Origin of the sequence: Cereibacter johrii, assembly GCF_001720585.1 — a bacterium.
GTDB lineage: Bacteria > Pseudomonadota > Alphaproteobacteria > Rhodobacterales > Rhodobacteraceae > Cereibacter_A > Cereibacter_A johrii.
In genome coordinates this window covers 1-25532 of record NZ_MABH01000034.1, presented here as the reverse complement: position 1 = coordinate 25532, position 25532 = coordinate 1, and the positions used below count along the sequence as shown (strand labels likewise).

The 25532-nt window shown below is 70.0% G+C and carries 22 protein-coding genes, 1 pseudogene and 1 riboswitch; of the genes and pseudogenes, 2 read left to right on the top strand and 21 right to left on the bottom strand.

Annotated elements, in window-relative coordinates:
- The 10 genes from A9O63_RS01920 to A9O63_RS01875 form a co-directional block, all read right to left on the bottom strand.
- Positions 1–491, bottom strand: a 491-nt coding sequence (locus A9O63_RS01920) for a thiamine phosphate synthase (protein ID WP_069330412.1), incomplete at its 3' end; no start/stop codon positions are given.
- Positions 488–1276, bottom strand: a complete 789-nt coding sequence (gene thiM / locus A9O63_RS01915; RefSeq protein WP_069330411.1) for a hydroxyethylthiazole kinase — start codon at positions 1274–1276, stop codon at positions 488–490. The genes A9O63_RS01920 and thiM, both read right to left, overlap by 4 nt.
- Positions 1277–1323: 47 nt before the next feature.
- Positions 1324–1421: riboswitch (TPP riboswitch) on the bottom strand.
- Between the two features lie 491 nt (positions 1422–1912).
- Positions 1913–2362, bottom strand: coding sequence for a transglycosylase SLT domain-containing protein (locus A9O63_RS01910; protein WP_069330410.1), 450 nt, complete (start codon positions 2360–2362; stop codon positions 1913–1915).
- On the bottom strand, positions 2359–3153 hold the full coding sequence (locus tag A9O63_RS01905; protein WP_069330409.1) for an inositol monophosphatase family protein: 795 nt from the start codon (positions 3151–3153) through the stop codon (positions 2359–2361). Before A9O63_RS01905 ends, A9O63_RS01910 begins: the two co-directional genes overlap by 4 nt.
- A gap of 10 nt (positions 3154–3163) precedes the next feature.
- Positions 3164–4150, bottom strand: a complete 987-nt coding sequence (gene galE / locus A9O63_RS01900; protein ID WP_069330408.1) for a UDP-glucose 4-epimerase GalE — start codon at positions 4148–4150, stop codon at positions 3164–3166.
- A 9-nt stretch (positions 4151–4159) separates the two neighbouring features.
- Entirely contained in the window at positions 4160–5464 is a 1305-nt protein-coding gene (locus A9O63_RS01895; RefSeq protein ID WP_069330407.1) for a UDP-glucose dehydrogenase family protein, read from the bottom strand.
- Between the two features lie 67 nt (positions 5465–5531).
- Positions 5532–6443: a DMT family transporter gene (locus tag A9O63_RS01890; protein WP_069330406.1), complete on the bottom strand. Its 912-nt coding sequence runs from the start codon at positions 6441–6443 to the stop codon at positions 5532–5534.
- 184 nt (positions 6444–6627) lie between these two features.
- Positions 6628–7374, bottom strand: a complete 747-nt coding sequence (locus A9O63_RS01885; RefSeq protein ID WP_002720835.1) for a YebC/PmpR family DNA-binding transcriptional regulator — start codon at positions 7372–7374, stop codon at positions 6628–6630.
- 94 nt (positions 7375–7468) lie between these two features.
- On the bottom strand, positions 7469–9247 hold the full coding sequence (locus tag A9O63_RS01880; protein WP_069330413.1) for an SLC13 family permease: 1779 nt from the start codon (positions 9245–9247) through the stop codon (positions 7469–7471).
- A gap of 112 nt (positions 9248–9359) precedes the next feature.
- Positions 9360–10169, bottom strand: a complete 810-nt coding sequence (locus A9O63_RS01875; protein ID WP_069330405.1) for a TIGR00282 family metallophosphoesterase — start codon at positions 10167–10169, stop codon at positions 9360–9362.
- Positions 10170–10254: 85 nt separating this feature from the next.
- Here A9O63_RS01875 and A9O63_RS01870 point away from each other — a divergent pair, with 85 nt between their 5' ends.
- Together A9O63_RS01870 and pdeM are read left to right on the top strand one after the other, a co-directional pair.
- Positions 10255–12654 carry a ligase-associated DNA damage response DEXH box helicase gene (locus A9O63_RS01870; protein ID WP_069330404.1) on the top strand — a complete coding sequence of 800 codons (2400 nt, stop codon included), beginning with the start codon at positions 10255–10257 and terminating at the stop codon, positions 12652–12654.
- Positions 12655–12928: 274 nt separating this feature from the next.
- Positions 12929–13615: a ligase-associated DNA damage response endonuclease PdeM gene (pdeM, locus tag A9O63_RS01865; RefSeq protein ID WP_069330403.1), complete on the top strand. Its 687-nt coding sequence runs from the start codon at positions 12929–12931 to the stop codon at positions 13613–13615.
- On the opposite strand, the gene A9O63_RS01860 is transcribed toward pdeM, so the two are convergent.
- The 11 genes and pseudogenes from A9O63_RS01860 to A9O63_RS01810 form a co-directional block, all read right to left on the bottom strand.
- Entirely contained in the window at positions 13579–14298 is a 720-nt protein-coding gene (locus A9O63_RS01860) for a LytTR family DNA-binding domain-containing protein (protein WP_069330402.1), read from the bottom strand. The two genes, pdeM and A9O63_RS01860, sit on opposite strands and share 37 nt — an antisense overlap.
- Before the next feature lie 113 nt (positions 14299–14411).
- On the bottom strand, positions 14412–15302 hold the full coding sequence (gene folD / locus A9O63_RS01855; protein ID WP_069330401.1) for a bifunctional methylenetetrahydrofolate dehydrogenase/methenyltetrahydrofolate cyclohydrolase FolD: 891 nt from the start codon (positions 15300–15302) through the stop codon (positions 14412–14414).
- Entirely contained in the window at positions 15299–15616 is a 318-nt protein-coding gene (locus A9O63_RS01850; protein ID WP_009561857.1) for a chorismate mutase, read from the bottom strand. The genes folD and A9O63_RS01850 overlap by 4 nt, the downstream gene beginning before the upstream one ends.
- A 74-nt stretch (positions 15617–15690) precedes the next feature.
- Positions 15691–17364, bottom strand: a complete 1674-nt coding sequence (locus tag A9O63_RS01845; protein ID WP_069330400.1) for a formate--tetrahydrofolate ligase — start codon at positions 17362–17364, stop codon at positions 15691–15693.
- An 80-nt stretch (positions 17365–17444) separates the two neighbouring features.
- A complete protein-coding gene (locus tag A9O63_RS01840) occupies positions 17445–18071 on the bottom strand; it encodes a hypothetical protein (RefSeq protein ID WP_069330399.1) in 627 nt (208 codons plus the stop codon).
- 586 nt (positions 18072–18657) lie between these two features.
- Positions 18658–20559: an ATP-dependent zinc metalloprotease FtsH gene (ftsH, locus tag A9O63_RS01835; protein ID WP_069330398.1), complete on the bottom strand. Its 1902-nt coding sequence runs from the start codon at positions 20557–20559 to the stop codon at positions 18658–18660.
- 77 nt (positions 20560–20636) lie between these two features.
- The gene (tilS, locus tag A9O63_RS01830; RefSeq protein ID WP_069330397.1) at positions 20637–21875 is read right to left on the bottom strand and encodes a tRNA lysidine(34) synthetase TilS; all 1239 of its coding nucleotides are present in this window, start codon (positions 21873–21875) and stop codon (positions 20637–20639) included.
- Entirely contained in the window at positions 21875–22699 is an 825-nt protein-coding gene (gene ybgF, locus A9O63_RS01825; protein WP_069330396.1) for a tol-pal system protein YbgF, read from the bottom strand. The genes tilS and ybgF overlap by 1 nt, the downstream gene beginning before the upstream one ends.
- A 4-nt stretch (positions 22700–22703) precedes the next feature.
- The gene (gene pal / locus A9O63_RS01820; RefSeq protein WP_009561852.1) at positions 22704–23252 is read right to left on the bottom strand and encodes a peptidoglycan-associated lipoprotein Pal; all 549 of its coding nucleotides are present in this window, start codon (positions 23250–23252) and stop codon (positions 22704–22706) included.
- A gap of 84 nt (positions 23253–23336) precedes the next feature.
- Positions 23337–24671, bottom strand: coding sequence for a Tol-Pal system beta propeller repeat protein TolB (gene tolB, locus A9O63_RS01815; RefSeq protein ID WP_069330395.1), 1335 nt, complete (start codon positions 24669–24671; stop codon positions 23337–23339).
- Between the two features lie 69 nt (positions 24672–24740).
- Positions 24741–25532 (bottom strand): annotated as a pseudogene (locus A9O63_RS01810) (cell envelope biogenesis protein TolA); the annotation flags it as partial.

Below are 25532 nucleotides of genomic sequence, written 5' to 3'. Positions count from 1 at the left end.
CCCGCCCCGAGCCCGCCGATGGCGACCGCAGGCACGGGCGCCGCCGCCACCAGCCGCGCGAGCCCCTCGAAGCCGATGGGGGGCGCATGGTCGGGCTTCGAGGCGGTGGCCCGCACCGGCCCCGCCCCCACATAATCGATGACCCCGAGCGGCAGCGCCTCCAGATGCTCCGGCGCCTCGACCGAGAGGCCGAGGAGCCGGTCCGGCCCGATCCGGCGCCGCGCCTCGGCCACGCCCAGATCGCCCTGCCCCACATGAAGCCCCGCCGCCCCCGAGGCCAGCACCACCTCGATCCGGTCGTTCACGATGAGCGGCACGCCCTGCGCCTCGAGCGCCGCCACCAGCCGCCGCGCGAGCGGGATCAGCTCCGCGTCGGAGCGGTGCTTGTCGCGCAGCTGGACGAGCGTGGCCCCTCCCCGGACGGCCGCCGCCACCAGCTGCTCGAGATCCTCGGCCCCGTCCGGCGTCACGAAATAGAGCGAGAGGTTCATGCGGCCTCCAGCCTGGCGCCGCGGTCGAGCGCCTCGGGCGTCAGGGTGTGGAGCGCGTCGAGGAAAGCCACCTGGAAGCTGCCGGGTCCGGTCGCCGTGCGCGCGGCCTCTTCGCCCGCGAGCCCGAAGAAGGCGAGCGCCGCGGCCGTCGCCTCGAACGCCGGCCGGGTCGCCGCGAAGGCGCCCACGATCCCGGTGAGCGAGCAGCCGAGCGCCGTCACCCGCGGCATGAGCGGATGGCCGTTGGCGCAGCGGAGGCCGCGCCGGCCATCGGTCACGAAATCCACCGGCCCCGTCACCGCGACCACCGCGCCCGAGGTTTCGGCAAGGCGCTGCGCCGCCGCCTCGGCGGCCGCGACGGGATCGGCGCTGTCGGCGCCCTTGCCGCGGGTCTCGGCGCCCGCAAGCGCGAGGATTTCCGAGGCATTGCCGCGGATGACCGTGGGCTTCAGCGCCAGAAGCCGGGCACCCAGGCCGCGGCGGAAGGCCGTGGCGCCCACCGCCACCGGATCGAGCACCCACGGGCGCCCGGCCGCCGCGGCACCGCGCGCCGCGGCCTCCATCCCCTCGACCCAGCGGGGGCTCGGCGTGCCCATGTTGATCGTCAGCGCCTGCGCAATGGCGGCGAACTCGCCCGATTCCTCGGCGTCATGGACCATGGCGGGCGAGGCGCCCGCGGCGAGGAGCACATTGGCCACGATATTCATGGCGACGAAATTGGTGATGCATTGCACCAGCGGCGCCTCGCGCCGCATGGTTTCGAGATAGGTTCCGCAGCCGTCCATCGCTCTCCTTCCGTGACGGATCGAGGCGAAATGCATTCAAGTGCGGGACCTGCAGCATCGCGACTTCCTCCGCCAGCATGACCTGGTTCAGGTTCAAAGGGTGCTTCTCAGCCCGGGAAGGTCCCGGACGCCCCTGTCACTGCCCAGAGGCTTAGCGCGAAGCCGCGGCCGGGCGCAAGTCCCGTGCAGGGGGTGCGGTTCGCAAGGGCAGACAGCCGCGCCAGCGCCCTGCATTTCGCGAAGCGCGAATGACCGGCGGCGGACTGCCGCAATTTCGCGTGAGGATCCTGTGCCGGGAAGACGGACGGGGCGCCGGATCAGGGTCAGCGGTGCCGATCCTCCGAGACCCCCAGCCGACCTGCGCCCCCTGCATCGGCAGGACGGCACACCGCCGCAGCGTGCGCCTCTCCGGTCAAGCGCCCGGGTCAGGTCGGATCGTCAGAGGAACGCGCATTTAGATCGAGCCGCTTCGGCTCGTCGCGGCCGACCTGTCGCAGGCGCCCGGGCATCGGCGGGTATGCCGGCAAGCCTGCGGCAGCGGAACGCCCGAGGCGCATGCGGCGAACCGGCGCCCTCAGGGCATCTTCCGGGATCCCCTGCGCCCTCGGGCAGCGTCTGCGGATCCCGGCCTCCGGCTCAGCGCAGGCCGGTCTCTTCCAGCAGGCCCAGACGCTTGGCCTCGTAGTAATAGCCGTTGCGATACCACTGGATCGCGCGCTCTTCGTTGCCCCGCGCCACGAGCCAGGCCCCGCGCAGATACTTCCCGCCGTAGGTGAGGTTCGTCTTGGCGTCGAGCAGGCTCTCGGGCGCGCCACGGTGGCCCATGGTCTTGGCCGTCTGGGGATGGATCTGCATGAGCCCCATGTAGGGCCCGTTCCTGGCCCCCGGATTGTAGCCGCTTTCGCGCTTCACGATCCGGTGCATCAGCGACGGCGGCACATGGTAGAGCTTGGCGTAATCGCTCACCATCCGCATCACCTCGGGCTGCCCGGACATCCCGCCGCGTCCCTCGGGGGCCTTGGTGCCGCCGCAGCCCGCCAGAGCCAGAGCCGCCGCAAGAAGCGCGGCGCCTGTCGTTCCCTTCATCCTGCCTGTCCCTCTGCTGCCTTCACGACGGCTGTCAGATCGTCCCACACCTTCGGTGCGGCGACGAGCACCATGCCACCGGCGGCGGCTTCGGGGAAGGGGGCAGTGCGTCCTCCGGCTTCCTCGACCATCAGCATGGCCGCAAGACAGTCCCAGGGGTTCATGTGCGGCTCGTAATAGCCGCCGAGCCGGCCTGCGGCCACCGAGGCCAGCATGATCGCGCCCGAGCCGTTACGGTAGAACATGCCGCCCCGCCGCATCAGTTCGCGCACCAGCGCCGAAGCGAAATCGGGCGAGGTGCGGTGGCTCGCGCCGAGCGCCACGTTGCAGGTGCCGATGGTGAGATCCTCGCGCGCGCGGAGCCGCTCGCCGTTCAGGAAGGCCCCCTGCCCCCGCTGCGCCGAGAAGGTCTCGCGCGCCAGCGGATGTTCGATCACCCCCGCGACGGTGCGCCCCTCCTCCTGCAGTGCCAGCACCACGCACCAGTGCGGCAGCCCGGCAAGGAAGGGCGCGGTGCCGTCGATCGGGTCGATCACCCATGTGAAGCCCGACCGGCCCTCCTCTGCGCCATGCTCCTCGCCCAGCACCCCGTCGTCAGGGAAGCGCGCGGCAAGGCGGGCGCGGATCAGCGTCTCGACCTCGCGATCGGCGCGGCTCACGATGTCCTGCGGGCTGGCCTTGGCCTCGACCGCGAGGCTGTCGCGGCGGGCGAAGAAATCGAGCGCGAGGCGCCCGGCCTCGGCCGCCACCTCGAGCGCCAGCGTCAGGCGGTCCTTCACCGGATCGGTCAAGCTCTTGTCCTCATTCATGGAATTTCGGGGCCTGATGCCAGCGCCAGGCATCGGCGATCATGTGCGGCAGCGTCGAAAGCTCGGGCTCCCATCCCAGTTCACGCACCGCGCGTTCCGAGCCGCAGACAAGGGCCGCCGCATCGCCCGCCCGGCGGTCGCCGAAGAGGATGGGCACCTCGCGGTTGGTGACGGCGCGCGACTGATCGATCACCTCGCGGACCGAGAAGCCGCGCCCGGTGCCGAGGCAGAAGACCCGGTTCGGGCCGCCGTCGAGCAGGCGGTTCAGGCCCAGCACATGCGCCTGAGCCAGATCCATCACATGCACATAGTCGCGGATGCAGGTGCCGTCGCGCGTGGGATAGTCGGTGCCGAAGACGGTGAGCGCGGGCCGCCGGCCCGCCACCGCATCGAGCATGAGCGGGATCAGATGCGTCTCGGGATCGTGCTGCTCGCCGACCTCGCCCTCCGGATCGGCGCCCGCCACGTTGAAATAGCGGAAGATCGTGTGGTTGAGCCCGAAGGCCGCGCCGAAATTCGCCACCATCTCCTCGATGGCGCGTTTGGAGGCGCCATAGGCGTTGATCGGGCGCTGGGGCGTGTCCTCATCGAGCACCACGCCGTCCTGATCGCCGTAGGTGGCGCAGGTCGAGGAGAAGACGAAGTTCTTCACCCCGGCCGCCACCGTCGCCTCGAGCAGGTTGAGCGCGCCTGTCACGTTCACGCGCCAGTAGGTGCCGGGATCGCGCATCGACTCGCCCACGAGCGAGAGGGCCGCGAAATGCATCACCGCCACGGGTTCCCATCTCTGGAGCGCCGCGTCGATGCTTGCGCGGTCCATCAGGTCGCCGCGGGCGAGCGGGCCGAACTTCACGGCCTGCTCCCATCCCGTCGAGAGATTGTCGAAGGTGACGGGCTCGAACCCGGCCCGCTTCAAGACCTTGCAGGCGTGCGAGCCGATGTAGCCCGCCCCTCCCGTCACGAGAACCCGCTGCGCCATCGTCAAACCCTACCGCCCGACGCCTACATAATGGGTGAAGCCCGCCGCACGGGCATCCGCCGGCGCATAGACGTTGCGCAGGTCGGCCATCCGCGGATCGGCCATGGTGCGCGCGAGGCGCTGGAGATCGAGCGCGCGGAACTCGTTCCACTCGGTCAGGATCACCAGCACCGAGGCGCCTTCGGCCGCCGAATAGGCATCCTCCATCCAGCGGACGCCGGGCAGGAGCTGCTCGCCCTCGCGCCGGCCCTCGGGATCGACCACCCGCACCTTGGCCCCCGCCCCCACCAGAGCGGGCACGATGGTCAGCGCGGGCGCGTCGCGCATGTCGTCGGTGTTGGGCTTGAAGGTCACGCCCAGGACCGCGATGGTCCGGTCTCGGCACGAGCCTTCGCAGAGATCCTCGATCTTCTCGATCATCCGGCGCTTGATCTCGTCATTGACCTTGATGACGCTCTCGACGATCTGGATCGGCGAGGCATGGTCCTGCCCCATCCGGGCCAGCGCCTTGGTATCCTTGGGGAAGCAGGAGCCGCCGTAGCCCGGGCCCGCATGCAGGAACTTGTTGCCGATGCGCCCGTCGAGGCCCATGCCCTTGGACACGGCCTTGATGTCGGCCCCCACCCGCTCGCAGAGCGCGGCGATCTCGTTGATGAAGGTGATCTTCGTCGCGAGGAAGGCGTTCGCGGCATATTTGATCATCTCGGCGCTCTCGAGCCCGGTGTAGACCACCGGGAAGTCGCGCAGGAAGAGCGGGCGATAGACGTCGGCCATGATCTTCTTCGCGCGCTCGGTCTCGACGCCCACCACCACCCGGTCGGGGCGCATGAAATCGTCGATGGCCGCGCCCTCGCGCAGGAACTCGGGGTTCGACGCCACGTCGAAGTCGGCCGCCGGATTGGCCGCCCGGATCGTCTCGGCCACCTTCCGGTTGGTGCCGATCGGCACGGTCGATTTCGTCACCACCACCGCATAATGGTCGAGCGCATGGGCGATCTCTTCGGCGGCGGCCATCACATAGGTGAGGTCGGCATGGCCGTCGCCGCGCCGGGTGGGCGTGCCCACGGCGATGAAGACGGCATCCGCGCCGCGCATGGCCTCGGCCAGATCGAGCGTGAAGGACAGCCGTCCCGCCGCCACGTTGCGCGCCATCAGCGCCTCGAGACCCGGCTCGAAGATCGGGACCTTGCCGTCCCGGAGCTTGGCGATCTTCGTCGCATCCTTGTCGACGCAGACCACCTCATGGCCGAAGTCCGAAAAGCACACGCCCGAAACAAGGCCCACATAGCCCGTGCCGATCATCGCAATCTTCATGGAAAAAGCTGTCCTCTTCCGTTTGCGGACTGTGTGTCAGCCGCTCTTTGATCTGCCAATTTCAACTCTAGGTATTTGCGAGGGCGACCGCACTCGCCCGCCGTTTCAGTACGGATTCCCGCCAGGTAATGTAGCTGATGGCGGAAATGATGATCCCGCCGCCCAGGAGGACGAAGGGATCGACCCGCTCGCCGAAGGCCAATGCCCCGAGGAGAGTGGCCCACAGCAATTGCAGGAATGTGACAGGCTGCGTCACGGTCAGCGGCGCCGCCCCGAAGGCGCGGGTCATGCAATAGTGGCCCGCCGTGGCGAAGACCGCGACCAGCGCCAGCCAGAAGAGCTGGTCCACCCCGACGGGCACCCAGACGAGCAGGGCGAAGGGCAGAAGGCCGAGCGTCACCGTGGCCGACATCATCGCGACGATGGCCCCCGCCCCCGCCACGTCCGACAGGCGGCGCGCCAGAAGGTAGCTGCCCGCGAACAATGTGGCCGCGCACAGCTGCGACAGATGCCCCGCCGAGAGCTCGCGCAGCCCGGGCCGGAGCACGATCAGCGCCCCCACCAGCGCCACCGCCACCGCGAGGATCCGCCGCAGCGCCAGCCGCTCGGAGAAGAAGAGCGCGGCTCCGACCGTCACCAGGACCGGGTTCAGATAGCCGATGGCCGTCACTTCGGCGACCGGAATGCGGGCCATGGCAAAGAACCAGAAGATCACGGCGGCGGTGTGGAACGCGCCGCGCAGCCCGTAGAGCTTCAGCGTGGCCAGGGGCACGCCCTGCCGCAGCACCGGCACGAGCGTGGGCAGCAGGAACAGGGCGCCGAAGGCGAAGCGCAGGAAAGCCCCCTGCGCCGCAGGAATGTCGGTGCCGAGATGGCGGACGATCCCCGTCACGCCCACGAAGCTCACCCCCGAGGCGAGCATCCAGAGCACGCCCTCCAGCGTGCGTGTCCGGCTGGGATCTGCGGGGCGGGCGCTCATGGCGGGCAGTCAATCCCATCGCGCAGGCCACCGCAAGAGCCGTTCGGTGCCCCGTCCGGCCACCGACGGGGTCGCGGCGCCACCGCGCCATGCCGAAGGGTCGTCGGCATGGCGGTCCTCGGGCAGCGGAGCGGGCCGCCGCCCTGTGGCCAGGCCCGCCGCCGCGCGGCGGGCTGACCGGATCTCAGGCGTCGAGCTTCGCCGCCACATCCTCGGGGATGTCGAAGTTGCCGGTGACGGTCTGGACGTCGTCATCCTCCTCGAGCGCGTCGATCAGCTTCATCAGCTTCTGCGCCGTTTCGAGATCGACGTTGGTGCGGTTCTGCGGCTTCCAGACGAGCTTGGCTTCCTCGCTCTCGCCCAGCACCTTCTCGAGCGCTTCGGACACTTCGTTGAGGCTGGTGTCGCCGCAATAGATCCAGTGGCCCTCTTCGTCCGACTCGACATCGTCGGCGCCGGCCTCGATGGCGGCCATCATCACCGTGTCGGCGTCGCCCGCCTCGGGCTTGTAGGTGATCTCGCCCACACGGTCGAACATGAAGCTGACCGAGCCCGTGGTGCCGAGGTTGCCGCCGTATTTCGTGAAGTAGCTGCGGACGTTCGAGGCGGTGCGGTTCACGTTGTCTGTCATCGTCTCGACGATGATCGCGATGCCGTTCGGCCCGTAGCCCTCGTAGCGGATCTCCGAGTAATCCTCGGCATCGCCGCCCTGCGACTTCTTGATCGCGCGCTCGATCACGTCCTTGGGCATCGAGACGGCCTTGGCCGCCTTCACCGCCAGCCGCAGGCGCGGGTTCTTGTCGGGATCGGGGTCACCCATCTTCGCGGCGACGGTGATCTCCTTCGCCAGCTTCGAGAACATCTTCGAGCGCAGCTTGTCCTGCTTGCCCTTGCGATGCTGGATGTTCGCCCACTTGGAATGGCCCGCCATGACCCTCTCCGATCGTTCCTTGCATCGCGCGCCTATAGCCCAGCGCGCCGGGGGGCCGCAAGCCCGGCCGCGGGGCCGCGGCCGGCGCGCCGCCTCAGAAGGGGAAAAAGAACGGGATGAGGAGGCTCATGACCACCATCATCAGGATGTTCAGCGGCACGCCGATGCGCAGGAAGTCGGTGAAGCGGTAGCCGCCCGGCCCGTAGACGAGCGTGTTCGTCTGGTAGCCGATGGGCGTGGCGAAGCTGGCCGAGGCGCCGAACATGACCGCGACCACGAAGGGGCGCGGATCGACGCCCAGAGAGTTCGCAAGCCCGATCACGATGGGGGTGAGGATCACCGCCACGGCATTGTTGCTGACGAGCTCGGTCAGGATCGAGGTCAGCGCATAGACCACGAAGATCAGCGCGAAGGGCGGCAGGTCCTGCATCCACGGGGCCGCGGCGCCCACGACCATCTCGACCGCGCCGGAATGTTCGAGCCCCGCCCCCACCGCCAGCATCCCGAAGATGAGCGCGAGCAGCCGCCCCTCGATATAGCCGAAGGCCTCGTCGGCATCGATGCAACGGGTGACGAGCACGACCGCCACGCCGATCATGGCAAGGATCGCGATGGGCGCCACGTTGAAGGCCGACAAGAGCACCACCGCCGCCAGAACCGCCATCACCACGGGCGCGCGGTTGCGCCGGTAGGCCCGGTCCGACGGCTGGGCGATGTCGACCACCTGCATCTCGGACGCCAGCCGCTCGATATCGGCCTGCGCCCCCTCCAGCAGAAGCGTGTCGCCCACCTGCACCACGAGATCGTCGAGCTGGCGGCCGATGTTCTGGTTGCGCCGGTGCGCGGCCAGCACATAGACCCCGTAGCGCCGCCGCAGACGCATGGCGCCGAGCGAGCGGCCCACCATGAAGCAGCCGGGCGTGATGAGCACCTCGACCACCTGCGTCTGCACCGACGAGAGCTTGTCGACGAGCCGCAGCTCCTTGTTCGACTGCAGGCTCAGCACCTCGGACATGGGGGTGCGCAGCACCACCCGGTCTCCCGCCTCGAGCATCGCCTCGGCGAGATTGCGGCGCAGGGACACGTCGCCGCGCAGCACGTCGATCACGCGCAGGCTGTCGCGCTTGAAGATGTCCACATCCTCGACCTTGCGGCCGATCAGGGCAGAGCCCTCGGGAACGGCCACCTCGGTGAAGAACTTCATCCGGCTCCGGTCCGAGAGCAGCATCCCCATGCTGTCGCGGTCGGCCAGCAGGCGCGGCGCGAAGAGCCAGAGGTAGCCCAAGCCCACGGCCGCGAGGGTGAGGCCCAGCGGCGTGATCTCGAAGATCGAGAAGGGCTCGAGGCCCGACCGGCGCGCCACCCCGTCGACCAGCAGGTTCGTCGAGGTGCCGATCAGCGTCACGGTGCCGCCGAAGATCGACAGATAGCTCAGCGGGATCATGACCTTGGAGGGCGAGACCTTCATCTGCCGCGCGATCTGCATGAAGACCGGGATCATCACCACGACGATGGGCGTGTTGTTCATGAAGGCCGACATGCCCACGATCACCAGCGACAGCAGGCCCAAGGTGCGTAACGGCCGCGTCGCCGCATGGCGGACGGCGATCTGGGTCACGGCATCGAGGGTGCCGGTGCGCACCAGCGATCCCACGATGATGAAGAGCGCCGTGATGGTCCAGGGCGCGGGGTTCGAGAGCACCCCCAGAAGATCCTCCTGCGGCAGGATGCCCACCGCCAGCATGAGCGCCCCGCCCGCAAGGGCCGTCACCTCGACCGGATAGGTCTCGCGGACGAAGAGCACGAGCATCCCCGCGAGGATCGCAAGCGCCGTCCAGGCCTGCATCGGTTCCGACATCTCGAAGCCGAACATCATGTCTCCCTCAGAAAGGTCGTGGCCTGAATACGACGGTGCGGCGCACCTGCAAAGCCGCCGTGCGACCTGGCCCGGGGCGGCGCGCGGCGCGCCTGTCGGGCGGGCAGGGTCAGGGCCGCGACTCCTGCAGCCGCCCGCCGAGCCGCACCGGCACGATCCGCTGGGCAAGGCCCGTGCGGTCGTCGGTCTCGACATAGACGCCCGAAAGCGTCGCAGGCCCCCCGGCGGGCTCGAACCGGCCCTTGGGCATCTGGGTGATGAAGCGGCGCAGCGGCTCGGTCTTCTCCATCCCGATCACCGAATCGTAGTCGCCGCACATGCCCGCATCGCTCAGATAGGCCGTGCCGCCGCGCAGGATCTGCGCATCGCCCGTGGGCACATGGGTGTGGGTGCCGACGACGAGGCTCGCCCGGCCGTCGCACCAGTGGCCCATCGCCATCTTCTCGCTCGTGGCCTCGCAATGGATGTCGAGGATCGTGGCCTGCACCGCGCCGCCGAGCGGCATCGCCTTCAGCACCTGATCGACCGCCGAGAACGGATCGTCGAAGGGCCGCTTCATGAAGACCTGCCCCAGCGCCTGCAGCACCAGCACCTTGCGGCCGCCGACGGTGAAGACCCGCGCACCCTTGCCGGGCGCGGTCCGGGCATAGTTCAGCGGACGGACGATGCGCGGCTCGGTCTCGATGAACTGGAGCATCTCCTTCTGGTCGAAGGCATGATCGCCGAGCGTCACGCAATCCGCGCCCGCGGCGAGCAGCTTCTTCGCGTGGTCGGCGGTGATGCCCGCCCCGCTCGAGGCGTTCTCGCCGTTGACCACGACGAAATCGAGCCCCCATTCCGTGCGCAGCGCCGGCAGCCGATCCGCCACCGCCGAGCGTCCCGCACGCCCCATCACATCGCCAAGAAAGAGTAGCCTCATCCCGGCAGCGTTAGGGCCGAGCCCCGCCAAGGGCAAGAGGATTCGGCCCCTTTCCGGCCTATCCTCCGCGCCCTATCCTTTGCACATGAGCCCGCTGCCGCCGTTCCTCGCCCCCTATTTCCACGCCCGCGGCTGGACGCTCCACCCGCATCAGGAGGAGATGCTGGCCCGTGCGGCCGAGCCCGCGCTCCTCCTCGTGGCGCCGACGGGCGGCGGCAAGACGCTGGCCGGGTTCCTGCCCACGCTGGCCGAACTGGGCCCCGCGCCGGGGCCGGGCCTCCATACGCTCTATATCTCGCCGCTGAAGGCGCTGGCCGCCGACATCCGCCGCAACCTCCGCGCGCCGATCGAGGGCGCGGGCCTCGCCATCCGGGTCGAGGACCGCACCGGCGATACCGGCAGCCACGTCCGCCGCCGCCAGCGCGCCGATCCGCCCCACATCCTGCTGACCACGCCGGAAAGCCTCGCGCTGCTCCTGTCCTACGAGGATGCGCCGCGGATCTTTGCCGGCCTGCAGCGGGTGATCGTGGACGAGATCCATGCGCTGGCCGAATCGAAACGCGGCGACCAGCTGATGCTCTGCCTCGCGCGGCTCCAGCGGCTGGCGCCGGGGCTGCGCCGCGTGGGCCTGTCGGCCACGGTCGAGGATCCGCCGGCGCTGGCGCGCTTCCTCGCCGCCCATCCCGGACCCTGCCGCGTGCTGATGGCCGATCCCGGACCCGATCCCGACATCGCCATGCTCGAGACCGAGGCGCCTCCGCCCTGGGCCGGCGGCGGCGGGCGGCATGCGATCCCCGAGGGGCTGGCCGAGATCCGCCGCCACCGCACCACGCTCGTCTTCCACAACACCCGCGCGCAGGCCGAGCTCTTCTTCCACGCGCTCTGGCTGGCCAACGAGGACGACCTGCCCATCGGCATCCACCACGGCTCGCTCTCGCGCGAGCAGCGCGAGCGGGTCGAGGCGGCGATGGTGTCGGGCGAATTGCGCGCCATCGTCTGCACCGGCTCGCTCGATCTGGGCATCGACTGGGGCGACGGGGATCTCGTGATCCAGGTGGGCGCTCCGAAGAACGTGAAGCGCCTCGTCCAGCGCATCGGGCGGGCGAACCACCGCTACAACGCGCCCTCGAAGGCGCTCCTCGTGCCTGCGAACCGGTTCGAGGTGGTCGAATGTCTGGCCGCCCTCGAGGCGGTGCGCGACCATGCGCTCGACGGCGAGCCGCGGGGGCCCGGGCCGCGCGATGTCCTTTGCCAGCATATCCTCGTCGCCGCGGCGGCCGGGCCTTTCGCGGCCGACGCGCTTTACGAGGAGGTGACGAGCGCCGGCCCCTATGCCGCCCTCTCGCGCGCGGATTTCGACGCCTGTCTCGATTTCGTGGCAACGGGGGGCTATGCGCTGCGCGCCTACGACCGCTGGCAGCGGATCCGGCTCAGGGACGGGCTCTGGCAGCTGCGCGACCCGCGCACGGCGCAGGTGATCCGCATGAACATCGGCACGATCATCGACACCGAGGTGCTGAAGGTGCGGATGCGCGGCCGCGGCGGCACGCCGCTGGGCGAGATCGAGGAGGGTTTCGCGGCCACCCTCACGCCCGGAGACACGTTCCTCATGGCGGGCCAGGTCGTGCGCTACGAGGGGCTGCACGAGATGACGGTCGAGGTTACGCGGAACCCCGGCCGCGATCCCCGGGTGGCCACCTTCAACGGCACCAAGTTCGCCACCTCGACGCTCCTCACCCACCGGATCCTCGAGATGTTCCAGCAATCCGGCTGGCCCGGCCTTCCGCGCCACACCGCCGACTGGCTGGCGCTGCAGCGCGAGGTCTCGCGCCTGCCCGAGGCCGACCGGCTGCTCGTCGAGAGCTTCCCCCACGACGGGCGCGAGCATCTGTGCATCTACGGCTTCGCGGGGCGCAACGCGCAGCAGACGCTGGGCCTCCTGCTCACCAAGCGGATGGAGGAGGAACGCCTGTCGCCCCTGGGCTTCGTCGCGACCGATTATGCGACGCTCATCTGGGGGCTCGAAGCCGTGACCGATCCCGCGCCGCTGTTCGAGCCCGACCGGCTGCGAGAGGGGCTCGAAGGCTGGCTCGCCGGCAATGCGGTGATGAAGCGGACCTTCCGCAATTCCGCGATCATCGCGGGCCTGATCGAGCGCACCCACATGGGCCGGCGGCGCACGGGCAAGCAGGCGACCTTCTCCTCCGACATCCTCTACGACACGCTGATGCGGCACGATCCCGGCCACCTCCTGCTGCGCATCACGCGCGAGGAGGCCGAACGCGGTCTCGTGGATTTCGGCCGGATCGAAGAGATGCTGGCCCGCACCCATGGCCACATCGATGCGGTGCGGCTTGCGCGCGTGACACCTCTGGCCGCGCCGCTCTTCCTCGAGATGGGGCGCGTGCCCGTCGAGGGCGCCGGCCGCCAGCGGCTGATGGAAGAGCAGGCCGCAGCCCTGATGGCCGCCGCGGGGCTGGGCTGACCCGCGCAGCGCCGGCGCCTGCGCCGCGCCGGTGATACTGCAGGCCAGCCGCGGGACGCGCAGCGATCCTCCGACCTCCTGCTGCGCCACATCGGTCCGGCCCTGGCCGGGATGTCTCCGCAGATCCCGATCCCCGGCGATGCGGGCAGGCTCGCTGCGCTTCGCGATCACGACGCCTCGTCCGCGCCCGGCGGCCCTTCCGTCCCTCGCCCGCATCGTCGCTCCCCTCACGGTGGGGCTTGCGCGAAAGGCGCGGATCGGACAGGAACGGGCCATGAACGGACATGCCTTCTTCTTCGCCGGCGTGCGGCTCACGGCGCTGCCTTCGGGGGCGCTCTGGTGGCCTGCGGAGCGGCTCCTCTGCGTCTCGGACCTGCATCTGGGCAAGGCCGAGCGGCTGGCGCGGCGTGGGGGCACGCTCTTGCCGCCCTACGAGACGCAGGCGACGCTCGCCCGTCTCGAGGCCGATCTCGAGGCCACGGCTGCCGAGCGCGTCCTCTGCCTCGGCGATTCGTTCGACGACGGCGCGGCGGCCGACGGGCTGGCCGAGCCCGAGCGGCTCTGGCTCCGGCGGCTGATGGCGGGGCGCGACTGGATCTGGATCCTCGGCAATCACGATCCGGCACCCACCGCCTGCGGCGGCAGCCACCGGGCGACCGCGGTGCTGGGGCCCCTCACCTTCCGCCATATCGCGGAGGGCGAGGCCGAGGTCTCGGGCCATTACCATCCGAAATGCGCGCTGGCGGGCCGGGCGCGGCCCTGCTTTCTCCTCGACGGGCGGCGGCTGATCCTGCCGGCCTACGGCGCCTATACCGGCGGGCTCTGGTGCCACGATCCTGCGCTGGTGGCGCTGATGCAGCCCGGTGCCCTCGCGATCCTGACCGGCGCCAAGGCGATCCCGCTGCCCATGCCGCGGCGCGCCCCTCAGACGAGGCCGCGCTCCTCCAGCTTCGCGCGGTGAGCGCGGCTGACGGGGATGCGGCTGCCGTCGCTGAGCAGGAGGAAGAGCTTGCCCGGCTCGCGCTCGGTTCCCGTCACCGCCGACCAGGCCACCCAATGCGAGCGGTGGACCTGCGCCCCCGGCACGCCCTCCGTCTCGTCCATGGCATCCGAGAAGCGCAGCAGGAGGCTCGAGAGCCCGGCACTCGTCACCACATCGACATAGTGATCGCGCACCGTCATCGAGATCAGCGCGCCCCGCAGCTGCGGCTCCATCCGCTGGAGCAGCCGCGGCTGCCCGTCCGGCGCGGGCTGCGGCCGGGCGCCGAGCCGGACCGACGAGAGGCCCAGACCCGCGCAGAAGAGCGCGGGCGCCACCTCGAGGGCGCTCGGGGCCTCCGGTCCGAAGGCCAGCTGCATCAGCCACCAGATCGGCAGCGTGAGCACCCCCGCCACCACGAGCGCGAGGCCCGCCCCCCTCTTCAGGTCGCGCAGGCCCACGGACGCGAACCAGACGCGGAGCGCCAGCCCGAGCCCGAGGGTGATGGCCACCAGCGCGCTCCAGACCAAAAGACGCTCCGGCAGGGCGACGGTCTGGTAGCTGCCGAAGGGGCCGGACACGGCGAGGCCCACGGAGGCCACAGCCCAGACGATCCAAGGAAGAGGGGCGGCAAGACATTCGGCGTAAGGGCGCGAGACGGACAAGGAAGCCTCCGCAAAACCTGAACGAACGGCCCGTCGCTACAGGACGCGGACCGCCCGATCAACTCCGCCCTGTGACGCAGGCGGAGGGGCTCCCTCGCGCGCCGCCGCGCGGGTCAGGCCGTCAGGCCCTGCGGCTCGGGCAGGCCGTTCGCACGGCAGCAGGCGGTCAGCGTGTTGGCCAGCAGGCAGGCGATGGTCATCGGGCCCACGCCGCCCGGCACGGGCGTGATGGCGCCCGCCACCTCGGCGGCCGAGGCATAATCCACGTCGCCCACGAGCTTCGTCTTGCCGTCACGCTCGATCCGGTTGATGCCCACGTCGATGACCGTGGCGCCCGGCTTCACGAAATCGCCGGTGATCATCTCGGGCCGGCCCACCGCCGCCACGAGGATGTCGGCGCCGCGGCAGACGGCGGCGAGGTCGCGGGTGCGCGAATGGGCGACGGTGACCGTGCAGCTCTCGCCCAGCAAGAGTTGCGCCATGGGCTTGCCCACGATGTTCGAGCGCCCCACCACCACGGCATTCAGCCCCGAGAGAGAGCCCAGATGGTCGCGCAGCATCATCAGGCAGCCGAGCGGCGTGCAGGGCACCATGCTCTTCTGCCCGGTCCCGAGGCGGCCCACGTTCGAGATGTGGAACCCGTCCACATCCTTGGCCGGATCGAGCGCATTGATGACGAGATCCGCATTCAGATGCGCCGGCAGCGGAAGCTGCACGAGAATGCCGTGCACGGCCGGGTCGTGGTTCAGCCGGTCGATCAGCGCGAGAAGTTCCGCCTCTGAGGTTTCGGCGGGCAGCCGGTGCTCGAAGGAGGCCATGCCCACCTCGACCGTCTGCTTGCCCTTGGCGCCCACATAGACCTGGCTCGCGGGATCCTCGCCCACGAGGACCACGGCGAGGCCCGGCACGATGCCGTGCCCTTCCTTCAGCCGCGCCACCTCTTCGGCCACCCGGGCGCGCACGCCCGCCGCGAAGGCCTTGCCGTCGATCCGCTTCGCCGTCATTCCGTCCCCTCCTGCGGGGCATCGGGCCCCAGAACCTCTTCCTCGCGCGCGATCGACCAGTCGATCAGGATGCGCCAGAGCGTTTCGATCAGGGCCGGATCGAGACCTTCGGCCATGGCGCGCACGCGGACATTGCGCACCACCTCCTCGACACGCGAGTCGATGCGCGCGGGCAGGCCCACGTCGGTCTTGATCTCGGCGGCACGGTCGATGTAGCCCGCGCGCTGCGCCATGAGCCCGACGATCTTCGCGTCGAGCGCGTCGATCATCGCGCGCAGGTCTTCCATCGAATGGCAATCTTCCGGGGCTCGCACCTTGGTCCTCGCTTCTGGGTCCGGCCCCGGTTTCAGACACGGGGCACCCGAGGTCAAGGGGGCGAAACGCGCCGTCAGAAGAGGCCTTCGATCCGTCCCTCTTCGTCCAGATGGATAAGTTCCGCCGCGGGCTGGCTCGGCAGGCCCGGCATGGTGCGGATCTCGCCGCAGATCGCGACGACGAATCCCGCGCCGGCCGCCAGCCTCACCTCGCGGATGGGGATCGAATGTCCCTCGGGCGCGCCCCGGATCGCCGCATCGGTCGTGAAGCTGTATTGCGTCTTGGCCATGCATACCGGCAGCGCCCCGTATCCCGCTTCCTCCCATGTTCGCAGCTGGTCGCGGATCACATGGTCGGCAATCACGTCATGTGCGTGATAGATGCGACGTGCCACCGTCTCCATCTTCTCGAAAAGCGGCATGTCGTCGGGGTAGAGCGGCGCGAACATCGAGGGCGCCTCGGCCAGCTCGACCACCTTCCGCGCCAGATCCTCGATCCCGGCCGAGCCTTCGGCCCAGTGGCGGCAGAGGAACGCCTCTGCGCCCTGCCCCGCCGCATAGGCGCGCACGGCCTCGATCTCGGCCTCGGTGTCGGTGGTGAAGTGGTTGATCGCCACCACGACCGGCACGCCGAAGCCCTTCACATTGGCGATGTGCCGCCCGAGGTTCGCGCAGCCGCGCCGGAGCGCCTCGACATCCTCGCGCCCGAGATCCTCGCGCGCCACGCCGCCGTTCATCTTGAGCGCCCGGACCGTGGCCACGACCACGGCGGCCGAGGGCTTCAGCCCCGCCAGCCGGCACTTGATGTCGAAGAACTTCTCGGCCCCGAGATCCGCGCCGAAGCCTGCCTCCGTCACCACATAATCGGCCAGCTTCAGCGCCGTGCGCGTGGCGATGACCGAGTTGCAGCCGTGGGCGATGTTGGCGAAGGGTCCGCCATGGACGAAGGCCGGGTTGTTCTCGATCGTCTGCACGAGGTTGGGCTGCATCGCATCCTTGAGCAGCACGGCCATCGCCCCCGCGGCCTTCAGGTCGCGGCAGTAGACCGGGCTCTTGTCGCGGCGGTAGCCTATGACGATCCGGCCGAGCCGACGTTCGAGATCCTCCAGATCATCCGCGAGGCAGAGGATCGCCATCACCTCGGAGGCCACGGTGATGTCGAAGCCCGTCTGGCGCGGAAAGCCGTTCGCAACGCCGCCGAGGTTTACCACCGTGTCGCGCAGCGCGCGGTCGTTCATGTCCATCCCCCGCCGCCAGGTGATCCGCCGGGCGTCGAGCTCCAGCGCGTTGCCCCAGTAGATGTGATTGTCGATCATGGCCGCCAGCAGGTTGTGCGCCGCCGTGATCGCGTGGAAATCGCCGGTGAAATGGAGGTTCATGTCCTCCATCGGCACGACCTGCGCGCGCCCGCCGCCCGCCGCCCCGCCCTTCATGCCGAAGTTCGGCCCGAGCGAGGCCTCGCGGATGCAGATGACCGCTTTCTTGCCGATCCGGTTCAGGCCGTCGCCGAGACCGACCGTCGTCGTGGTCTTGCCCTCGCCCGCGGGCGTGGGATTGATCGCGGTCACGAGGATGAGCTTGCCGTCCGGCCGACCCTCGAGCCCGCGGATGAAGCCCTGGTCGACCTTGGCCTTGTCGTGACCGTAGGGGATGAGCGCCTCGGCCGGGATGCCGAGCCCGGCACCGATCTCCTGGATGGGCTTCTTTCGCGCCGCGCGCGCGATCTCGATATCGGTCTGGACAGCCATGGAACCTCCCTCAGGCCTTGCGTGATCGTCTCCCCGCCACGGATCTAGCGTCCGGCAGGAAGAAGGTCGAGCCGACCCGGCTAGGCCGTTCGTCGGATATGAGCGATCGCCTGTATCAAACAGATCGCAAAGGCAAGTTCGAGCACCTCCTCGATCCGGCCCGCCCGCAGTCCGATGTCGCGCGGAACGTCGATGCCGAAGGGCGCGAGCTTGCGGTCGATGCCGTCGACGGTCTTGGCCACGGCCACGAAAGCGAGACCCGCGAAGAGCCACCAGGCGCCCGCCTCCGCCCGGAGAAGCCGCGCCAGCCAGTCGCGCAGGTTGCGGCGCAGGAAGCGCACGAGCCCCGCGAGGATCAGCAGGATGAGGAGCCCGCCGATCACCTTGTCCGTCCAGCCGCCGGCCCCCGTATAGGTGCGCAGCTTGAGAAGTCCGTGCTCGGTGAGGCTCTTGTCGAAATCGAGCTCGCGCGCGGCCATCAGGAGGAGCGCCACCGGCACATGCCAGCCCGCAAGCCCCCGCCGCAGCCCCTTGACCGCGAACCACAGAAGCGTCGCCGCCCCGAGGAGCGCCACGGTCAGAAGCTCGACCCCCTCGCCTTCCTTGAAGAAAAGGGCGAGGTCGTCGAGGAAGACGAGATTGCCGAGAAGAGCGGCAAGGGTGGCCGTCGCGGCGACGGCGAGCACGGTCGAGGGAGTGAAGGCCAAGGATCTTTCCAGACGGGAGGCGCGCTAATCTCAGCAGGAGACGGGACGGGACGGGCACCCTAGAGCCGGGCTGCCAGCGCCCGGGTCAGGGCGATTGTGTCAGAATGATGAATATGCGCCGGAAAGGAAAGAGCGCGCTGCCGTCCTGCCGCAAGGGATCGGCCGCGGCCGGGGCGGCCTTGCAGGCCTTGGACGAGGCCCGGGCCTCTTCCGGGTCAGGACAAGGACCGCATCGCGGCCGCTTCCGGGGCGCCGCGGACCGGATGACCGCCTCGGCGGATCCGGGAGCCCGGACATGCTCCGTCTCTCGGAGCGACCCGCCTACCGGCGAGAGGAGGCCATCATCCGCAGGGCTGCAGGGAGCCCGGTCGCACGTCGGCCGGCATGGCGGGCGAGGCGTGGAGCCCGCTCAGGTCCCGGCCCGGCCGGCGGGCGGCTGGCGCCGGACCGATGGCTCCACCGCCGGGATCGACCGCAGGTCCGGGCGGCAGCTCCGGCACCCGCGCGCAGATCCGGCGCGGGGCGCAAAGGAAAACCCCGAAGCCTTGTGCAGGCTTCGGGGCTTCAGTGCTGGCAGAGGGTCGGATCAGACCGAGGGCTCGAGCCCGCCATCCGCCTTGATGACCTTCGGGCGGGTCTTCGGGATCGCGGCCACCGAGCCGCCGCCCACCGGACGGTCGGCATCGTCGTCCGAGTCGATCGGCTCGCCCGCGATCACGCGGCGGATCTGGTCGCCGGTGAGGGTCTCGTATTCGAGAAGACCCTTGGCCAGCCGCTCGAACTCTTCCGACTTCTCGGTGAGGATCCGGTAGGCGGTCTGGTAGCCCTCGTCGATCAGGCGCTTCACCTCGGCTTCGATCATCTTCTTGGTCTCGGCCGAGACCGAGAAGCCTGCGGTATTGCCCTGATAGCCCTCGTGCGCCTCGGCATAGTCGATGTTGCCGACAACGTCCGACATGCCCCAGCGCATCACCATGGCGCGCGCGAGCGCCGAGGCCTGCTGGATATCGCCCGCCGGGCCGGAGGAGACGGCCTCTTCACCGTATTTGATGATCTCGGCCGCCTTGCCCGCCATGGTCATGGCGATCTTCTGCTTGCCCTCGTCCTTGTGCATGTTCAGCCGGTCCATCTCGGGCAGGCTGACCACCATGCCGAGCGCACCGCCCCGCGGGATGATCGTGGCCTTGTAGACCGGATCGCACTTGGGAAGGTTCAGGCCGACGATGGCGTGACCGGCCTCGTGATAGGCGGTCTTTTCCTTCTGGTCGGCGGTGAGGACCATCGAGCGCCGCTCGGCCCCCATCATGACCTTGTCCTTGGCATTTTCGAAATCGTCCATCGTGACGAACCGCCGCCCGACACGGGCCGCGAGCAGCGCCGCCTCGTTCACGAGGTTCATCAGGTCGGCGCCCGAGAAGCCCGGCGTGCCGCGCGCGATCAGGCGCAGGTCGACGTTCGGCCCCAGCGGCACCTTGCGGGCATGGACCGACAGGATCTTCTCGCGGCCCTTGATGTCGGGGTTCGGCACATGGATCGTGCGGTCGAAGCGGCCGGGGCGCAGCAGCGCCGGATCCAGCACATCCTTGCGGTTGGTGGCCGCGACGATGATGACGCCCTCGTTGGCCTCGAACCCGTCCATCTCGACCAGAAGCTGGTTCAGCGTCTGCTCGCGCTCGTCGTTGCCGCCGCCGATGCCCACGCCACGGGCGCGGCCCACGGCATCGATCTCGTCGATGAAGACGATGCAGGGCGCGTTCTTCTTGGCCTGTTCGAACATGTCACGGACCCGGCTGGCGCCCACACCCACGAACATCTCGACGAAGTCCGAGCCCGAGATGGTGAAGAAGGGCACGCCCGCCTCGCCCGCGATGGCGCGCGCCAGAAGCGTCTTGCCGGTGCCGGGCGGGCCCACGAGCAGCGCGCCCTTGGGGATCTTGCCGCCGAGACGGCTGAACTTCTGCGGGTTGCGCAGGAATTCGACGATCTCTTCCAGCTCTTCCTTGGCCTCGTCGATGCCGGCCACGTCGTCGAAGGTGACGCGGCCCTGCTTTTCGGTCAGGAGCTTGGCCCGGCTCTTGCCGAAGCCCATCGCCCCGCCGCGTCCGCCGCCCTGCATCCGGTTCATGAAGAAGATCCAGATGCCGATCAGGACGAGGAAGGGAAGCCAGAGCGAGATGAGCGAGAAGAAGCCCGACTGCTCCTGCGCCTCGGCGCGCACTTCCACGCCCTGATTGATCAGACGGTCGGTCACCTCTTCGCCCTGCGGCTTGATCGCCACATACTGCGTGCCGTCCTTGCCGCGCACCATTACCCGTTCGCCGTCGAGCGTGACCGAGGAAACCTCGCCATTGTCCACGCGGGCGATGAAATCGGAATAGGAGATGGTGCGCGAGTTGCTGGTGGTCTGGCCGCCGCTGAACAGGTTGAAAAGCGCCAGGATCAGCAGAAACAGGACCACCCAGAAAGCGATATTTCGCGCGTTGCCCACAAATGTCTCCTTGCAGAGTCTCTCCGCGGGCCCACCCGCAGGTCATTGCGGCTAAGATAGACATAAGCGCGGACCGTTCAATGCGATAGTAGAGAAAGAAAATCGCCATTTCGCAGGGGATCCGCGACGGCCGTCCAGCCGTTCGACAGTCCCGCGAGAGGTGCGGCCACCAGCGCCTCGCCACGCCAGACCGACGGCGAGGCGAGAAGGCTCGGTCGCGGGAGGCCCGAGGCCCGCCAGTCGGGGCAGCGGGCCAGACCCTCGGCGCCCAGCGCCCGGATCTCGAGCCTGTCGGCGGAAAAGTCCGTCCCTCCCGGACCTTGCAGATCCCAGCGGCCATCCCAGCGCCGGCCCGCGGCCGCGACGACGGATCGGACCGCCTGCCATTCGCGGCCGATCCGCAGCCCCTCCCGGCGCGAGGACAGCCGGCATCCGTGGAGCGTGACCGTCGTCCCCTCGGAGAGCCGGCGGATGGCTTGGCCGAGCGCAGGCCCCCGCGGGCCATATTCCGCCGACGCCACCCATTGCAGCGCGGCCCGCAGCAGCCGGCGCAAAAGCTCCGGCGGAAGCTCGAGGGCGGCAGGGGCCAGCACCACATCGCCGCGATCCACCCGCACGAGGTTTCGGGCGGCCTCGCGCAGCTGCAGGTCGAGCGCGTCGCGGACCTCGGCCAGATGGCTTGCCACCTCGGCCAGCCGCTCGGGCCGGAGGCCGAGGGACGCCAGGCTCTCCATCGCCTGTCGCACCCGCACCCGGTCGAAGGCGGGATTGTCGTTCGAGGGATCCTCGATCCAGGTGGCGCCGCGGCGGCGCAGGTCCGCGCGCAACTCCTCGCGGCCGATCTTAAGGAGCGGGCGCAGCCAGACCATCCCCTCGGCCCGCCGCACGGCCTGCATGGCGGCGAGACCGTCGACCCCTGCCCCGCGCGCGAGCCGCATGAGGAAGGTCTCGGCCACATCGTCCCGCGTATGGCCGAGCGCCACCGCCTCGAGCCCGGCCGCCCGCGCCCAGTCCGCGATCAGCCGCAGCCGGGCGCGCCGCGCCTGATCCATCAGGTTGCCGCGCCCGTCCCAGCCCTCCCACCGCAGGATGTCGTGGGGCACCCCGAGGCCTGCGCAGACGCGGGCCACGGCGCGGGCCTCGTCCGCCGCCTCGGGCCGGAGGCCGTGATCCACCGTCACCGCGCGCGTGGCGATCCCCGCCTCGGCCGCGAGATGCAGGAGCGCCATGGAATCGCCGCCCCCCGAAACGGCGAGGCCCAGGGCCCGCGTCTCGCGCAGCCCCGGGCCCCTCAGGAACCGCTCGCGCAGCGGCATCAGCTGCAGCCGAGCCCCTGCATCGTCGTCGCCGCCTCGGCCGCCGACGGGCTGCCCGGGAAGCGGGTGCCCACCTCGGCCAGCGTCACGCAGGCCTCGGGCGTCTGGCGCAGGTCGCCCAGGGCCCGGCCGAGCTTCAGGAGCGCCTCGGGCGCGCGCGGCCCGTCGGGATCGCCCGAGAAGCTCTCGAGATAGGCGCGCGCCGCATTGGCCGTCTCGCCCAGCTGGCTCAGCGCCTCGCCGCGCAGATAATGCGCCTCGTAGGTCAGTTGCCCGCCCGTGTAGGTCTCGGCAAAGGTCTTAAGGAGGTCCGCGGCGGTGCGAAAGTCACCTTGACCGAGCACCTCCTGGGCCCGGTCGAAGTCGGCTTTCTCGTTGACGGCGAAGGTGCCGGCAGGATCGGCCGCCGGGGCCGGCGCGGGGGTGGGCGCGGGGGCGGCCGAGGCTTCCCCGCCGAGCGGCTTCGTCTCGCCGATCGCGCCGATATCGCAGCCCTCCTCGAGCTCGCAGACGCGGAACTCGAGATCGCCCACGCGGTTCGAGCCGTCGCTGACCACGCGGTTGATCTTCAGCTCGAGCGACTCGGCCTTGGCGGTCACCTGCGCGATGGCGGCCTCCATCGCATCCATGCGCTGGAGGGCCGACCCGCCCGCCGCCCCCGAAGTGGCCGCGCCGGTCGAGACCAGCTCGCGCTTGAGGTCGTTGAACTGCCCCTGGAGGGCGGCGATCTCGGCCTTGATGTCGGCCAGCGTCTGCGCGCGATCCTGCGCCGCCGCCGACAGCGGCGCCAGCGCGAGCGCGGCGGCGAGGATCAGGATGCGCATGGGATCAGACCCCCGCACCCATCGAGAGCACCGTCACGGCCCGGCGGTTCTTCGAGTAGCAGGACTCGGTCGAGCAGACCTCGACCGGACGCTCCTTGCCGTAGGAGACGGTCTTCATCCGCGACGGCGCGATGCCCTTCGAGATCAGGTAGTCCTGCACCGCCGAGGCGCGGCGGGCACCGAGGGCGAGGTTATATTCCCGCGTGCCCTGCTCGTCCGCATGGCCTTCGATGATGATCGCATAGTCGGCGTTCGACATCAGCCACTGAGACTGGGTGTCGAGCGTGGCCCGCGCCGCATCGTTCAGCGTGCTCTGGTCGACGGTGAAGAAGACCCGGTCGCCGAGGGTCTGCTGGAAGTAGGCGATCGAGCGCGGATCGTTCGGCCCGCCGAGCCCCTGGCTGTCGATGCCGCCCGCGCCGTAGCCGCCCGACCCATAGCCGCCCGTGCCGCCGGCTCCTCCGGCCCCGCCCGCGCCGTAGCGGTCGGGATTGTTGCAGGCGGCAAGGCCCAGGGCCGCCAGGAGAATCAGGGCCTTCGGAAGATGGGTCATGGAAATGTCCTTCGCAGATCGGGCGCAGTGCGGCCGAAGGTAACAGGTTTGGCCGCCGCGGGGAACGGCGGCCGGCATGTCATGTCACGGCAGGAGCGGCGACCAGGCCGGATCCGAGGCCGGAACGCTGAGCGGCACCTTCTTCAGGTTCCGACCCGAGATATCCACCGAATAGAGCGCCGGCTGACCGCCCGCCCCCGCGCCCTCGCGGGTGAACATGAGCACGCGGCCGTTCGGCGCCCAGGTCGGGCCCTCGTCGAGGAACGAGGCCGTCAGCAGCCGCTCTTCCGAGCCGTCGGTGCGCATCACGCCGATGTGGAAGCGGCCCTGATGCTGCTTGGTGAAGGCGATGAGGTCTCCGCGCGGCGACCAGACCGGGGTGCCGTAGCGGCCCGCGCCGTTCGAGATCCGCCGCGGCTCGCCGCCGCCCGCAGGCATGATGTAGAGCTGCTGGCCGCCCGAGCGGTCGCTCTCGAACACGATCTGGCTGCCGTCCGGCGAATAGGAGGGCGCGGTCTCGATCGAGGGCGAGTTGGTGAGCTGGCGGCGCGTCCCGCTGCCCGTGTCGAGCGTGTAGATGTCGGTATTGCCGCCCTGCTCGAGCGAGAAGGCCACGGTGCGCCCGTCGGGGGCGAAGCGCGGGGCGAAGGTCATGGTGCCCGGCTGCTCGGCGAGGCTGCGGGTCGCGAGCGAGCCCACATCCATCAGGTAGATGCGCGGGAAGCCCGTCGAATAGGAGGTGAAGAGGATGCGGTCGCCCGTGGGCGAGAAGCGCGGCGCCAGCACTATCGACGAGGAGTCGGTCAGATACTGCACGTTGGCGCCATCGTAATCCATCACGGCCAGCCGCTTGGCGCGCGCGTTCTTCGGCCCGGATTCTGAGACGAAGACCACGCGGCTGTCGAAATAGCCGCCCTCGCCGGTGATCCGGCTGTAGGCCACGTCGGCCACCTTGTGCGCCATGCGCCGCCAGCCCGAGGCCGAGCCCGCGAATTGCAGCCCCTCGCCCAGCGGCTGGTCCGAGAAGACGTCGTAGAGGCGGAACTTCACCACCACCCGGTCGCCCGAGGCCGAGACCGACCCCGTGATGAGCGCCTGCGCGTTGATCGCCTTCCAGTCGCCGTAGGCGATGGGAGCTTCGAAGCTCGTCACCCGGCTGATGTGGGCCGAGGCGGGGATCTCGCGGAAGAGGCCGGTGCCGGACAGGTCCGAGGCGATCACCCGCGCCATGTCGCGCGCGAGCTCCGAGGCGCCCGCGTTCTCGGCGACGAAGTCGGGCGCCGCGAACGGCAAGGGCTCGATCACCCCCTCGGTGATCTGGATGCGCAGCGGCCCCTGCTGGGCTGCCGCGGGCACGGCTGCGGGCAGCAGCAGCGCCAGGGCCAGGCCCATCGGGGCGAGGGTTCTGAACAGGGTCATGGAGTCCTCATGCTCTCCGGGTTCCGTGGGGCCGGGCGCGGGGCCCGGCGACATAGGCGCGGCACGGGGTCATTTCATCCGCATCCCGCTGGGATCGAACACCATCTCGACCTCGCGCCATTGGTCGTATTTCTCGGGCGGCAGCGGGAAGCCGCGCGCGCCGCAGCGGATGATCGCCCGCCGCGCCGCCTCGAAGGCCTGCCGCGCGCCCGCATCCGTCCCGCCGCTCGATTCGATCATGCGGATCGAGCCTGCATCGGGCTTTCCGTCCTGCGACAGGCTCATCGCCACCGTCACCGTCGTCGAGAGGGCATCGCTCGAGAGCGCGCCCACGTTCCAGCACTGCTGCACGGCCACGCGGAACGCGTCCTTTTCGCCACTGGTGACGGGCGGGCCGGAGCGGGCGGGCGAGCCGGGCTTCTCGGCCGCGGGCTCTTCGCCGCCGCCCATCGCCTCGGCCAGCGCCGCGTCGATCGAGGCCTCGTCCTTGCGGGGCGTCTCGGCCGGTTTCTCCGCAGGCTTGTCGGCAGGCTTCTCCGCCGTCTCGGTCCGGCTCGAGGCGGGCGTGGGCTCTTCCTCGGCGGGCTCGGGGGCGCGGGCGCGCTGCGGGCGCACCTTGGGCCGCATCGAGCTCGTGGGGGCGAGCTGGGCCACCTCCTCGGTCTCGGTCGCCTCGGTCACGATCTCGGTCGTGGCCTCCTCGGGCGCGGCCGGGGGCTTCTCCTCGACCTTCTCCTCGGCCGGGGTCTCGGCATCGGGCGTGACGGCGGGCGTCGGCACCTCGGCCACCTCGGCCTCGGGCTCCGGCGCCTCGGCGGGCGTCGGTGCCACGCGGGGCGCGGGCTTCGGCTTGGGGCGCGG